Origin of the sequence: Collinsella aerofaciens ATCC 25986, from assembly GCF_964259375.1 — a bacterium.
GTDB classification, from domain to species: Bacteria; Actinomycetota; Coriobacteriia; order Coriobacteriales; family Coriobacteriaceae; genus Collinsella; species Collinsella aerofaciens_BO.
Genome location: NZ_CAXVJM010000011.1, coordinates 51,881 through 65,327, shown reverse-complemented (window position 1 = coordinate 65,327; position 13,447 = coordinate 51,881). Strand labels below are relative to the sequence as shown.

Annotated in this window: 10 protein-coding genes; 1 reads left to right on the top strand and 9 read right to left on the bottom strand. The window is 58.9% G+C overall.

Going from position 1 to position 13,447, the window contains the following annotated elements; all coding sequences use genetic code 11:
* Positions 1 to 85: 85 nt before the first annotated feature.
* From ACEXKH_RS06325 to ileS, 7 genes are all read right to left on the bottom strand, one after another.
* Positions 86 to 1,435, bottom strand: a complete 1,350-nt coding sequence (locus tag ACEXKH_RS06325; protein WP_199579889.1) for a replication-associated recombination protein A — start codon at positions 1,433 to 1,435, stop codon at positions 86 to 88.
* Positions 1,436 to 1,495: 60 nt separating this feature from the next.
* On the bottom strand, positions 1,496 to 2,743 hold the full coding sequence (locus tag ACEXKH_RS06320; protein WP_373573496.1) for a deoxyguanosinetriphosphate triphosphohydrolase family protein: 1,248 nt from the start codon (positions 2,741 to 2,743) through the stop codon (positions 1,496 to 1,498).
* A gap of 31 nt (positions 2,744 to 2,774) precedes the next feature.
* Positions 2,775 to 3,197 (bottom strand): prepilin peptidase, encoded by a 423-nt coding sequence (locus ACEXKH_RS06315; RefSeq protein ID WP_373573495.1) that lies wholly within the window; start codon positions 3,195 to 3,197, stop codon positions 2,775 to 2,777.
* An 82-nt stretch (positions 3,198 to 3,279) separates the two neighbouring features.
* Entirely contained in the window at positions 3,280 to 4,575 is a 1,296-nt protein-coding gene (locus ACEXKH_RS06310) for a glycosyltransferase family 2 protein (protein WP_373573494.1), read from the bottom strand.
* An 82-nt stretch (positions 4,576 to 4,657) separates the two neighbouring features.
* The gene (locus tag ACEXKH_RS06305; protein ID WP_373573493.1) at positions 4,658 to 5,671 is read right to left on the bottom strand and encodes an RluA family pseudouridine synthase; all 1,014 of its coding nucleotides are present in this window, start codon (positions 5,669 to 5,671) and stop codon (positions 4,658 to 4,660) included.
* Positions 5,671 to 6,270 (bottom strand): signal peptidase II, encoded by a 600-nt coding sequence (gene lspA, locus ACEXKH_RS06300; RefSeq protein WP_373573492.1) that lies wholly within the window; start codon positions 6,268 to 6,270, stop codon positions 5,671 to 5,673. The genes ACEXKH_RS06305 and lspA overlap by 1 nt, the downstream gene beginning before the upstream one ends.
* Before the next feature lie 217 nt (positions 6,271 to 6,487).
* Entirely contained in the window at positions 6,488 to 9,268 is a 2,781-nt protein-coding gene (gene ileS, locus ACEXKH_RS06295; protein WP_373573508.1) for an isoleucine--tRNA ligase, read from the bottom strand.
* 510 nt (positions 9,269 to 9,778) lie between these two features.
* Here ileS and ACEXKH_RS06290 point away from each other — a divergent pair.
* Positions 9,779 to 10,867 carry an iron-containing alcohol dehydrogenase family protein gene (locus ACEXKH_RS06290; protein WP_373573491.1) on the top strand — a complete coding sequence of 363 codons (1,089 nt, stop codon included), beginning with the start codon at positions 9,779 to 9,781 and terminating at the stop codon, positions 10,865 to 10,867.
* A 130-nt stretch (positions 10,868 to 10,997) separates the two neighbouring features.
* Here ACEXKH_RS06290 and ACEXKH_RS06285 read toward each other — a convergent pair whose 3' ends face one another.
* Together ACEXKH_RS06285 and ftsH are read right to left on the bottom strand one after the other, a co-directional pair.
* Positions 10,998 to 11,450 carry a DUF523 domain-containing protein gene (locus tag ACEXKH_RS06285; RefSeq protein ID WP_373573490.1) on the bottom strand — a complete coding sequence of 151 codons (453 nt, stop codon included), beginning with the start codon at positions 11,448 to 11,450 and terminating at the stop codon, positions 10,998 to 11,000.
* Between the two features lie 75 nt (positions 11,451 to 11,525).
* Positions 11,526 to 13,418, bottom strand: a complete 1,893-nt coding sequence (gene ftsH, locus ACEXKH_RS06280; protein ID WP_373573489.1) for an ATP-dependent zinc metalloprotease FtsH — start codon at positions 13,416 to 13,418, stop codon at positions 11,526 to 11,528.
* Positions 13,419 to 13,447: the final 29 nt, after the last annotated feature.

Sequence of the window (13,447 nt, the reverse complement as noted above, 5' to 3'; positions counted from 1 at the left end):
CAAAGGAATCGAAATACAGACGTTGTTCATGGTACCCCAAAGAAGGGGAAAGTTACCCAAAGGGAATGCGCGAGGCGCCAATGACCTACTTAGGAGCGTTGCCGCTACGATCGCGCTCGCTTTGCTCCACACGCCACTCTTCCCAACCGCGGCCGGCAGGCTGCCAGAATGCGCCACGCTCCAGCCCCTCGGGCAAATAGCGCTGGTCGACCCAGCCTTCGGGATAATCATGCGGATACTTATACACACCATATTCATCGCTGCCCGGGCGATGGCGATCGCGCAGATAACTCGGCACCTCGCGAAGCCCACTAGAATGAATATCGGCCAGCGCCGCATCGATCGAAGCCTCACACGCGTTGGATTTAGGCGCCAAACACACATAGAGTGCTGCCTGAGCCAGGTTAATGCGGCACTCGGGATAGCCAATGACCTCGGCAGACTTAAACGCGGCATGCGCCACCAAAAGCGCCTGCGGATCGGCGTTGCCAACATCCTCAGAAGCCTGAATCATAATACGGCGTGCAATAAACTTGGGATCCTCCCCTGCATCGATCATGCGCGCGAGCCAATAAATGGTGGCATCGGGGTCGCTGCCGCGCATGGACTTAATGAACGCACTGATAATGTCGTAGTGCATGTCACCGTTTTTGTCATACGAAAACCCACGGCGCGGATTGGCGATCTTCACATCGTCGACCGTGATGGGATACCGCTCCCCCGCCGCCGGAGCCGGCGTCCCCTCGGTATCGGGACGCGTGACGGCAATCTCGCTCGCCAACTCAAGCGTCGTCAAGGCCGAGCGTGCATCACCCGCTGCCAGCGTGCAAATGGTCTTGACCGTATCATCATCGGCCGAGAATTTGCCGTTCAGGCCCTGAGGTGCCTCGAGCGCACGCTCGATAAGCATGGCGATATCCTCGTCCTTTAAATGCTCAAGCTCCACGACTCGACCACGTGAGAGCAGCGCCGAGTTGACCTCGAAGTACGGATTCTCCGTCGTAGCGCCAATCATAATGACGGTACGGTTCTCAACTGCATGCAGCAGGGCATCCTGCTGCGACTTAGAGAAGCGGTGAATCTCATCGATGAATAGAATGGTGCGGCGGTCGTACGTATTCAGGCGCGTCTTGGCCTCGTCGATCACGCGACGCAAGTCCTTCACGGTGCCCGTCACGGCGCTGACCTCGACAAACTCGCTCTTTGTATGGTTGGCGATAATGTGGGCCAGCGTCGTCTTACCCGTACCGGCCGGCCCGTACAGAATCACGCTCGAAAGCACGTCGTGCTCGATCGCGGCACGCAACCATGAGCCCTTACCGACGGCCTTTTGCTGGCCCACATACTCGTCGAGCGAATTGGGGCGCATGCGCACCGCAAGCGGCGCATTCTGAAAGGAACGCTCGCGCGTCGAAGCAGAAAAAAGGTCGTCCATAGCCATCCCGTGCATCAATCAAAATCGTTGTTGCCCAACAGTATACCGAAAGGATACGAACTACCGTTCGTTAATATAGGTACGATGCGGAAACTTTAGACCCGGGAACAGCTTGCTCGTCAGCTCACAGAAATAACCGTCCGTCATGCTCGCGATGTAATCCACCACGGCTTGATCCTTGTCGTCCTGCCAGTCATAGGTGCGGTCGTAGTAGGAAAGCTGCTGCTCTATGCGCGAAACATGGTGCTTAAAGATGTAAGAGGACTCGTCGCCTTCGTTTATATCCTGCAGGCAACGGTCGTAGAGCTTTTCGAAGGCCTCTCGCAGCTCCGCTTCGGAGTCGCCTTCGATACCGCCCTTGCTATAGATCTTCTCGTAGTTCTCGCGCTTGGCTCGGCGAATTTCCTCAAACAGGTCCTCGCTCATCTCGATACGCGGCTTACCATAGCTGTGCTCAACGATATCGATGGAGGCATGCGTGAGGATCCAACTGTTGTAGGCACCGCCACGGCCATCATCAAAGGCGTCGGGTGACAGCAGGCCCGCCGCAATGGCGTCTTGGCGATCGCGCCCAACGTAGGCAAGGATATCCGAGATGCGAACCACGCAGCCCTCGAGCGTCATGGGACGCAGATGCTCAATTGCGCTATAGCCCGTGGCGATGCAGTCCTCGACCGCCTGATCGAACTGGTCAAAGGAGCTCATGTCCGAGAGCTCAAACACACGCTGCTCGTACTCGCCGTTATGGCATAACACGCCGTCGAGCGTCTGGAGCGACACGTTGCGGCCATACAGGGCATCGAGCACGCGAACCGACTGCACGTTATGGAAAAAGTAGCGACCCGTGCGCTCGTGGTAGATATCGTTGAGGAATCGCTCGCCCGCATGGCCAAAAGGCGTGTGTCCCAAGTCATGGCCCAGGCCAATCGCCTCGATCAGATCGCAGTTGAGCCCCAGGGCGCGACCGATATCTCGCGCAATGCGCGAGACAAGCTGCACGTGCAAACCGCGGCGCGACAGATCATCATTACTACGGAAGCTAAAGACCTGCGTTTTGCCTGCATAACGCGTGTACGCCGGAAGATGCAGAATCTTTTCGGTATCGCGCATAAATGCCGGACGCATAAGCGTGCCTTTGTCGGCAGCGCGATCAATACGACGAATGACCTGGTCGTCGTTGCAACGATACGGATTGACGGCACCCGAAGCGCGATCGGCAGAAATGCGCTCGACGAGTTCGGGCGACAACGCCGCGGGAATGCGGTCCATGCGCGCCTTAATAACGGCCGTTTCTTGATTAGTTGCCATGGCATGCTCCTTAAGAAGGATGCGCAATCGGTTACAACGTGCAGCCCACGACCTCGATTATGGCAAAAATCGGCACCAAAAACGGCAGCAAAGGCAGGGATCGCGATTTTGCGATGAGACAGGCGGCGGCAAGGGCCAAGAGCGCGACGGCAAATGCCACGATGCCGCCCATAGGGTCGAGCGTGCAAAGCGCGAAAAGCGCCTTGGCATCCCCCATGCCAATGCCGGGGGTTTGACGGAGGCGCCGCCAGAGCGATTCGGTCAGGACGAGAGTAAGATACACGATGACGGCAAGACCCGCGTGGTCAAGCACTGCGTTCAAACCGAGGTCGAGCCACACGCCTGCAAACGCCGCCACCGCACACGCACCGGCAAGCGCATTCGGAAACCGCCGCTCACGGGCATCGATTACCGCACCAGCAAAGACGCAGATCCAAAATGGGATATAGACCACAGGACACCTCCCGGGACAGCCCTCTCAAAAGCAAAAACCACCACAAAGGTGCCTGCCCCCTTTGTGGTGGTTTTAATGGTGGTTATTTGGCGCCTTGCATGACCTCGTCGAGGGTAACGTTGACGGCGTGCTGCGTCGGGACCCAGTCGACCTTTAGGAACAGTGCAGCCACCGTGATGGGGATATAGCTGAACATAAAGATCGGGAAGGTAAACAGGTTAGTCAACAAACGCCACTTTTGCGCGCAATGAATGTGTTTGTACTCGAAAATGGTCGTGAGCAGCGCCAGGATAAAGAAGGTCTGGTACATCATCGCGAAGGTCATAATAAGCGAGGCGGCACAAGCCTGCATCTCGACCTCGGTGGCCAAGAAGCCATGCGAAAGCCCGCCCACGATGAGAAAGGTAGCGTTGGCGAGCATGGAGATCAGGGACAGCAGCATGCCCGGAGCGATGGTCATAAACATGTCATATGCGGCAAAGCGATGATATCGGAACGTCGATTTGACAAGATGCTTGCCGTAGGTAAAAAAGACCTGGTAGAAGCCCTTGGTCCAACGCATGCGCTGTTTCCAGGACGCCTTAAACGTCACCGGCTGCTCGTCAAAGAACTCCGCCGGCGCATAACCGATGCGGATGCCGTGAATGGCGCAGAACGTGGTGAACTGGATGTCCTCGGTCAGTGTATGGAACTGCCAGCCGTGCATGCCCTCGATAACACTGGCGGAGATGAGGTAACCCGAACCCGAGACAGCGCAGGAAGTCTTGCAGATATTACGCGCGTTGTTGAGGAAGCGGGCCTCACGCAGATACCAGGTGGCGTTGGCAGATGAAATCCACGAGCTGCCAAAGTTCTTGGAGTTACGATAGCTCGTGACCACATGAAAGCCCTGGTCAAAGGCATCATTCATCTTGGAGACGTAATCGCGGGAGATAACGTTGTCGGCATCGAAGATAAAGTAGCCCTCAAACGTGTCGGGATACTCGTTGAGAATGCGATCGAAACCAAAGTCCATGACCCAGCTCTTGCCCTTACGGGCCAGGTCATTGCGCTCATAGACGATGGCGCCCGCCTCGCGCGCGAGCTGCGCCGTGTTATCGGTGCAGGCATCGGCGACCACGAAGACCTCGATAAGCTCGGACGGATAATCCTGGTCCTTGATGGAGCGAACAAGGTTGGCGATCACGGCCTCCTCGTTATGAGCCGCAATGAAGAAGGCATAGCGGTGGAGTTTTTTGGCCTTGGGAGGCGCGACCTCGCCACGAAGAGCGCCAATGACAAAGAAGACCACCTGGTACAGAAAGCAGACCGTGAGCAGCGTAACCACAATCTGGTTGAAGATCACGATGGGTGTGTTGGTTTGTAAAAAGGCGAGCATGCAGGCCCCCAGCAACGCGTTACGTAAACAACCGTATATCTTACCGCAGGCTAACCGAGTTCAAGAAACCACCTAATACTGGCTAGACTTCGAGCAGACCGAGCTGCGGAACGATTTCGTCGCCGGCAGCGGTGCGGCCAAGCGAGCGCGGGACCAGGTCGTCGAGAACCGCAGCGAGATCCCACGGCAGCTCATCGCGGCACTCAATACGCTCCCCCGTCACGGGATGGTCGAATGCGACGCGCCAGGAATGAAGGAATTGCCTGGTCAGACCCTGATCGGCGCGTGCATCGCACTTGCCGTAGAGCGGATCGCCTACGCAAGCGTGGTTGATATGACGCATGTGTACGCGAATCTGATGCGTACGGCCCGTAAACAGGTGGCACTCGACGAGCGTATAGCCGTCGTCAAAACGCGTGGAATCGTAGCGCTCAAGGACCTTAAAGGTCGTAATGGCCTGGCGCGCAAAGGGGTCATCAGAAACCGCCATCTTGACACGGTCGCGCGTAGACCGGGCAATGCCGGTGTTAATGGTGCCCTCATCCATAGCGATATGACCGTGAACGAGCGTAATGTAGCGGCGGTCGAGCGTGCGCGTACGGATAAGGTTTTGGAGCGCGCGCTGGGTGTCGTCGTCCTTTGCCGCAAGCATGAGACCCGAGGTATCGCGATCCAGGCGATGCACAATACCGGGGCGGTCCTCGCCCTGCACGGTGCCCAGATGGTCGATACCACAGTGATAGACCAGGGCATTCGCGAGCGTACCGCTCTCATGACCATGTGCAGGATGGCACACCAGGCCGCGCTGCTTGGAGAGCACAATGAGATAGTCGTCCTCATAGCGAATATCGAGCGGGATGGCCTCGGGAATCACATCGGTGGGATCGTGTGGCTCGGGCAGATCGACCGAAATACGGTCGCCGACTCGCACGGCGTACTTTTTGGACAGGCAGGTCTCGCCATTGACACATACGGCACCGCCCTCAATCAGATGCGCGCAGGCAGAGCGCGTGGGACAGCCATCGTTGGCGCCCAGATAGGCGTCAAGACGCTGACCAGCGGAATCATCGGCAACGAGAATATGGATGTCGGCCATTAACGCTCATTCCTTTCGCGAATCTTGCGGGCACGCTCCCCACGTTGTTTAGCCTTGCGCATGGCGCGGGCCTCGTCACGGGCGTTAAGCTCGGCGGTCGCATCGACCTCACGGGCCGCGGGACTCAAGAACATGTAGCCGAAGAGGGCGAGCACGACGCCCAAGGTAATGCCGATATCGGCCACATTGAAGACGGGGAAGTCGATGAAGGTGGTTGCAATAAAATCGGTCACGAAGCCAAAGGCCAAACGATCGATAGCGTTGCCGATAGCACCGCCGGCAACCATCGCCATGCCCACAACCTCAAGATGGGCGAGCTGGGGTGCACGAACGAGGTACACGGCAATAGCGATAATGACCGCCAACGCCAGCACGGCAAACGCGATGCCATGCCCCTCGCCCATACTAAAGGCAGCACCGATATTGCGGACAAACAGAAAGTCGATGACACCGGGGATGACAGTCACATGCAAAGCTTCGCCCACGGCACGAACCGCAAGCTTGGTCAGCTGGTCAACAAGCAGCACAACGAGCGCTACCCCACCAGCAACACCCAACCGCCAACGCAAAGGCGGCGTCATATCCCCAGCACGACCCAAATCAATCCCCTACCCTCAAGAACATCGAATTCCGTTTAACGCAAGTAATCATCTTATAGTGACAAACGCCAAACGCGCAGCATATTCACCAACGCTAGCGAAATAACCAGCTAAAAACGAAAGCGGCATTCCGAAAAACAGAATGCCGCTTGGACGTGACAAAAGTTGACGTTGGGGACGTTCTTGTTTGACAGTCGTTTAAGAACGTCCCCAACGGTTAGTTCAGCGCATCAGCGCAGCGCTTACAGATATGCGCGTGGCCGTTGTACTCGCCGACGGTGGTGCGGTAGTTCCAGCAACGGTCGCAGCACTCGCCCTCGGCAGCCTCGATGGCAACGGAAAGATCCTCGCCCTGGGTCAGCTCAACATCGGAGACGATGTAGAACTCGGCCAGGTCGACGGCCTTGTCGCCGGTCAGCAGCGCGTACATCTCGGCGGGAACGACCGCCTTGACGCGGACCTGCTGGCTCTTGGTGAAGGTGCCGGCAGAACGGGCATCCTCAAGGGCCTTGGTCACGGCGCTACGGAGCTCGAGCGAAGCCTCGAGCACGCCCTCGAACTCATTGGCCTCGTCGACCGTGATGGGCGACTTGTACCAATCGAGCAGCGCGGCGTACTTCTGGTGATCGACGCAGCCAGCGGGCGCATATGCCATGGCCTCGTCAACCGTGTAGGACAGGATCGGCTGCAGGTCGCGCATGAGCATCGAGAAGAGCTCGGCCAGCACGGTCTGGGCGCTGCGGCGCTCGAGCGAGCCGGGCTTGTCGCAGTACAGACGGTCCTTCAGGGCGTCGAGGTACACGTTGGAGAGCTCGGTAACCACGAAGTCGTAGAGCGCACGGTAGGCGCGCGGGAACTCGTAGCTGGCGTAGGCATCGTCGACCTCGGCCTGGACCTGAGTCAGGCGGGCAACCATGAGCTTGTCGAGCGGCAGCAGGTCGGCAAAGGCGACGCCGTCGGTCTCGGGCTCAAACTGACCCTCGAGCTCGGAGAGCAGGAAGCGCAGCGTGTTGCGGAAACGACGGTAGGCATCGGACGTACGAGCAAGGATCTCGTGGTCGATTGACACGTCGGAGCTGGTATCGACGGATGCAACCCACAGACGGATGATGTCGGCGCCCATCTCGTCGCAGACCTTGTTGGGGTCAATGACGTTGCCGAGCGACTTGGACATCTTGCGGCCCTGGCCGTCGAGCGTGAAGCCCTGCGAGACAACCGCCTTGTACGGAGCGTGGCCGTTGGCGCCCACCGAGGTGAGCAGCGAGCTCTGGAACCAACCGCGGTGCTGGTCGGAGCCTTCGAGGTACACATCCGCCGGATACTCCAGCTCGGGACGGTACTCGCAGACGGCCTTCCAGGAAACGCCGGAATCCCACCACACGTCGAGGATGTCCTTATCGGCCTTGAGGTGATGGCCACCGCACTTGGGGCAGACGCAGGCCTCGCCCAGGTAGCTCTCGGGAGCGTCGGTGAACCAGGCGTCAGAGCCCTTCTCGTGGAAGAGCTTGATGACAGCGTCGAGCGTGGCGTCGTTCATAACCTTCTCGCCGCAGTCGGTGCAGGTGTAGCTCGGGATAGGCACGCCCCAGTTGCGCTGACGGCTGATACACCAGTCGGGACGCTGCTCGACCATGGCACCGATGCGGTTGGCCGCGTGGGCCGGATACCACTTGACGTTCTCGCGGACCTCCTTGCCAGCCTGCTCGCGCAAACCGGTCTTGTCCATCGAGACAAACCACTGGTCGGTAGCACGGAAGAGCACCGGGTGCTTGCAGCGCCAGCAGTGCGGATAGCTGTGCGTGATCTTCTTCTCGAGGACCAGGGTGCCGCGCTCGCGCAGGAACTCGATGATGTGTGGGTTGGCCTCATCGGTGTCCATACCGCTGAAGGGGCCACCGGTGCCAAACTCCTCACCGGTGTAGAACTTGCCGTCGTCATCGACCGGCATGCAGATGTCGGTGATGCCCTCCTTGAGGCAGGCAAAGTAGTCGTCAACACCGTGACCGGGCGAGTTGTGGACAATACCGGTACCGTCGTCGACACCGACGTAATCGGCCAGCAGCGCCACGCCCTCGACACCGTCGAAGATCGGCTGCTTGTAGTGGATGTGGTGGAAGGTCTCGGCGGGAACCACGTAGGGCTTGCCGTCGACCATGACCGGGGTGTACTCCCAGTCAAACTCCTCGCAGCACTTGGGAGCCAGGTCCTCGAGCATGACCTCGGCACGACCATCGTGCTCAACGGCGACGTAGGCGGCACCGGGCTTGAGAGAAACTGCCTGGTCGGAGGGGATGGTCCACGGCGTGGTCGTCCAGATGATAAAGTCGACCGGGCCGTCGAAGTTCTCGAGGCCGGCAGGCTTGGAGGTCATCTCAAAGCGAACGAAGATGGAGGGGCTCGTCTCGTCGGAGTACTCGATCTCGGCCTCGGCCAGCGCGGTGTGGCAGTGCTTGCACCAGTGAACCGGCTTGTGGCCGCGATAGATCATGCCCTTATCGAACATGGCCTTAAAGACCTCGATATCAGCGGCGTCATGCTGGTGATAGAGCGTCAGATACGGATTGTCCCAATCACCGAGCACGCCCAGGCGACGGAAGCCGGCCTTCTGCAGCTCGATGTTCTCGACAGCGAACTTGTTGCACAGCTCGCGAATCTTGGCAGTGGAAGTCTGGTTGAACTTCTCGGTGCCGAGCTTCTCCTCGACCTTATGCTCAATCGGCTGACCGTGGCAGTCCCAACCGGGGACATAGGGAACTTCGCAGCCCTGCATCATCCAGTAACGGTTGATCATGTCCTTAGAGATCTTGTTCATGGCGTGGCCGATGTGGATCGGGCCGTTGGCGTACGGAGGGCCGTCGTGCAGCACGAACTTCTTGTGACCCGCGTTCTTCTTTAGAACTTGCTCGTAGACCTTGTTGTCCTGCCAGTCCTTAAGTCGCTTGGGCTCGGACTTGGAAAGACCGGCACGCATGGGAAATCCGGTTTTGGGCAGATTCATCGTCTGCTTGTACTCGTTTGCCACGGTACCCCTTTCTTGTCATGGGCGCGCACGCCCTCTGGGCACCAAAAAAGCGCCCGTCCCTACAAGCTGGGACGAAGCGCCACAAAACGGGCAGTCTGCCCGTAAAAGCTCTTCGCTTAACCACCCAGCTTAGATGCCCTCGCTCGCGTCGCCGCGCGCTCGCATCCGTTACTCGGCTGGTCTGTATCGACGACCATCTCGGCGATGTCTACTAAGACGAACCTGCGCGGCACGTCCGTTGGGACCGCAGCTCCGGGGTGATTTTCATCGGTCGCATGCACGGGTTCTCAGCGCTTCCCGCTCTCTGTAGCATGCGGACGGCCGACTACTCGTCCCCATCAACGCTTATGCGGAGTATGCTAGCACGTTCCGCGCCGGCGAAAAACCCTCAACACTGGTTTTATACGTTCGAAATTTCTCGCGGCTGTGGACCTTCTCTTGGAGCAAAATACCTGAAAGCACTTTATCGAACGAAAGAAGGTTGCTATGCGCACGATTGGAATGAGCGACTACACCGTTGGCGAGGATTGCTTTGACGAGCTGCCCGGCGCGCTGGCCGAGTACGGCGCGAAGAAGGTCGCGATCATCGGTGGCAAGCGGGCGCTGGCCGCAGCACTTCCCGGTATCGAAGCTGCGCTGGCGGGTACCGACGTCGAAATTCTCGAGACGCGCGTCTACGGCACCAACAGTACGCGTGCCAATATCGCCAAGGTCGTGAATTCCCCTGCCTGCCAGGAAGCCGACGTGCTCATTGCTTGCGGCGGCGGCAAGGCGCTCGACACCGTGAAGACCGCAGCCATCGAGCTCAAGAAGATCGTCTTTACGGTGCCGACGATTTGCTCCAACTGCTCCGCTGCGACCGCCATTGCCGTCGTGTACAACGACGACGGCTCGCTCGAGGGCTATTCGTACCCCAACCGACCGGCGCACATCTTCATCAACCCCAAGATCATCGCCGAGGCTCCGGCAGAGTACTTCTGGGCTGGTGTGGGCGATGCCCTCTCAAAGCAGCCCGAGGTCGAGTACGCCACGAGCGCCGGTGATTTGGAGCACACCGCCGGTCTTGGCCTGGCACTCGCCCACACCTGCTCCGAGCCGCTGTTTACCTATGGCGTCCAGGGTCTTGAGGACGTGCGCCAGGACCTGTCGAGCGAGGCCGTCAAGCAGATCGCGCTCGATATCGTGGTCAACACGGGCTATGTCTCGAACCTGACCAACCAGAACGATTACTACTACAACTCGAGCGTGGCGCACGCGTTCTACAATGCCACCTGCAGCATTCCGCGTGAGGGCACCTACCTGCACGGCGAGGTCGTGAGCCTGGGCGTGCTGGTACTGTTTGCCTATACGGGAGACACCGAGAACCTTGGGCGCTACGCCGCCTTTAACAAGCAGATGGGGCTGCCCGTAACGCTTGAGCAGGTTGGCCTTACCGAGGCGGATATCCCGGCCCTGTGCGAATACGCACACGCCACCAACGAGTGGAAGCAGGGAAACCCCGAGCCCTTCACCGACGAAAAGTTCGCCGCCGCCATCAAGGCCGCCGACGCCTACGGCCACACCCTCCTCGCCTAACCTACCAAAAAGGGACAGGTTTATTTTGGCAGGTTTTATCTGGGCAAACGCCATTGAACATCTGTTGAAATAGTTTAGCTTGCCAGTAAAGGGGGCGACCATCTACTCGATGGCCTCCCCCTTTCATTTGCTATTCCAACATACTGGGGTCAAATTCGCTGGCCGGAATCACGCGGTACCCGTGACGCAGCAGCAGGTCGACGAAAACACCGTTACCCGCGGTGAGCGTACCGCTAAAGGTGCCATCGTAGATGTGACCCGCACCGCACGAGGGGCTGCGGTCCTGAAGGATGCACGCGACTATCTCTTCCGGTCCGCCCGCCTGCTCACACATATCGAGCGCGCGCTCGGCACCCAGGCGAAACTCGCGATCGACTGAGGTGCCCTCGCAGGTACGGACCTCGCCGTTAACAATCTCGGACGGCTTGCGCGGCGTGGGCAGGCCGCCAAAGACCTCAGGGCACACCAAGAGGACCTCGGTCCCCGTGCGCTCGCAAGCCTCGACCAGCTCCCGATGATAGTTGTCGAGCCCGTTATACTTGCAGCTCTCGCCCATCAAGCAGGCACTCACCACGATCTTCATACATATCCCTCCCAAACAAAACGCCCCATTTGAGATAGAAACTCAAATGGGGCGATTGACACTGCGCAACTAGTATTACTGCTGCTTCGGCATCAGCGGATTCTCGCGCGTGAGGAGATTCATGAACTCCTCGCCCGTGATCGTCTCCTTCTTGTACAGATAACGAGCCAGCTCGTGGAGCTTAAACTTGTTCTCCTTCAGGATCTGCAGGGCGCGGTCGTGCGCATCCTCGATCAGCTTGGCGACAATCGCGTCCACGCGCTCGGCCGTACCGGGGGCGCAGGTGAGCGACGTGTCCTGGTTGAGGTACGCATTCTGAACGGTACCGAGCGCCATCATGCCAAACTCGTCGGACATACCAAAGCGCGTCACCATGTTACGGGCGAGCTTGGTGGCCTGCTCGATATCGTTGGCGGCACCGGTCGTCATCTCGCCAAAGATAAGCTCCTCGGCTGCGCGGCCACCGCAATAGACGGCGAGCTTATCCAGGACCTCCTGGCGCGTGGTCAGGAAGCGCTCATCCTCCTCGACCTGCATGGTGTAGCCCAGAGCACCGCTCGTGCGCGGCACGATGGTGATCTTGGTGACCGGCGCAGAGCCCTTCTGGCGAGCGGCAACGATGGCATGACCGATCTCGTGGTAAGAAACGACCTGTTTCTCGTGGTCGGACAGCACCGTGGACTTGCGCTGCTGACCGGCGATGACGACCTCCACCGACTCCTCAAAGTCGTCCTGCGTAGCGCGCTTGCGACCCTCGCGGACGGCACGCAGGGCGCCCTCGTTGATGATGTTGGCCAGGTCGGCGCCCGAGGCACCGGGCGTGGCGCGGGCAATCGCGGTCAGGTCGATCGGCGGCTGCGTCTTCACGCTCTTGGCATGCAACTCGAGGATGTTCTTGCGACCGGTCAGGTCGGGCAGCTCAACGGGGATGCGGCGGTCAAAACGGCCGGGGCGAAGCAGGGCCGGATCAAGGCTGTCGGGGCGGTTGGTAGCAGCAAGAACGACAATACCCTTGTGGTTATCGAAGCCGTCCATCTCGGTCAGCAGCTGGTTGAGTGTCTGCTCACGCTCGTCGTTGCCACTAAAGCCGCCGCCATCGCGCTTCTTGCCGATGGTATCAATCTCATCGATAAAGACGATGCACGGGGCCTTTTCCTTGGCCTGCTTAAACAGGTCGCGAACTTTAGCGGCACCGCGGCCGACGAACATCTCGACGAACTCAGAACCAGAAATACTAAAGAACGGCACGCCCGCCTCGCCGGCCACAGCCTTGGCAAGCAGGGTCTTACCGGTACCCGGAGGGCCGACAAGAAGAGCACCACGCGGCAGCTTGGCGCCGATCTCCTCGTAGCGCTGCGGCTTCTCCAGAAAGTCGACGACCTCCTTGAGGGACTCCTTGGCCTCTTCCTGGCCGGCGACATCCTTAAAGGTCACGCCCACGTCCTTGGAGGCGATCACGCGCGCGCCGGACTTACCCAGTCCGCCGCCGCCAAAACCACCGCCGCCAAAGTTCATCGACGGACCGTCATCGCCCATGGCCTTCTTCATGCGGCGGTTGAGCCACCAGCCGATCAGGAAGAAGATGGCTATGGGAAGAATGAGGGTGAGCAGGTAGTAGGTCATCAGACCCGAGTTCTTATCGGGAACGACCGACTCAAGCGAGGCGCCAGATTCAAGCACGCGATCGGTAAAGCCCGCGTCATTCGGCACACCGGTCGTCTTGTAGGCGATGTTCTCGTCCTCGCCCTTCTTGGTGTAATAAATGGTGTAATCGTCCGTGTTGTACTCGACCTTATCGACACTCTTCTTATCGAGCGCTTTGACAAACGTCGAGTAATCGGTCTTCGTAATCTGCTGCGTGTGACCGATGTTGGGGAACAGAACGGTCGAGAGCACGAGGTAGACGACGAAGGCGATGAGCACGTAGAGGATCATATTCCTTCTACGTTTGTTGTCATCCATCTCCATCTGCTTGAACTCCATCTACTGGGGTTGAT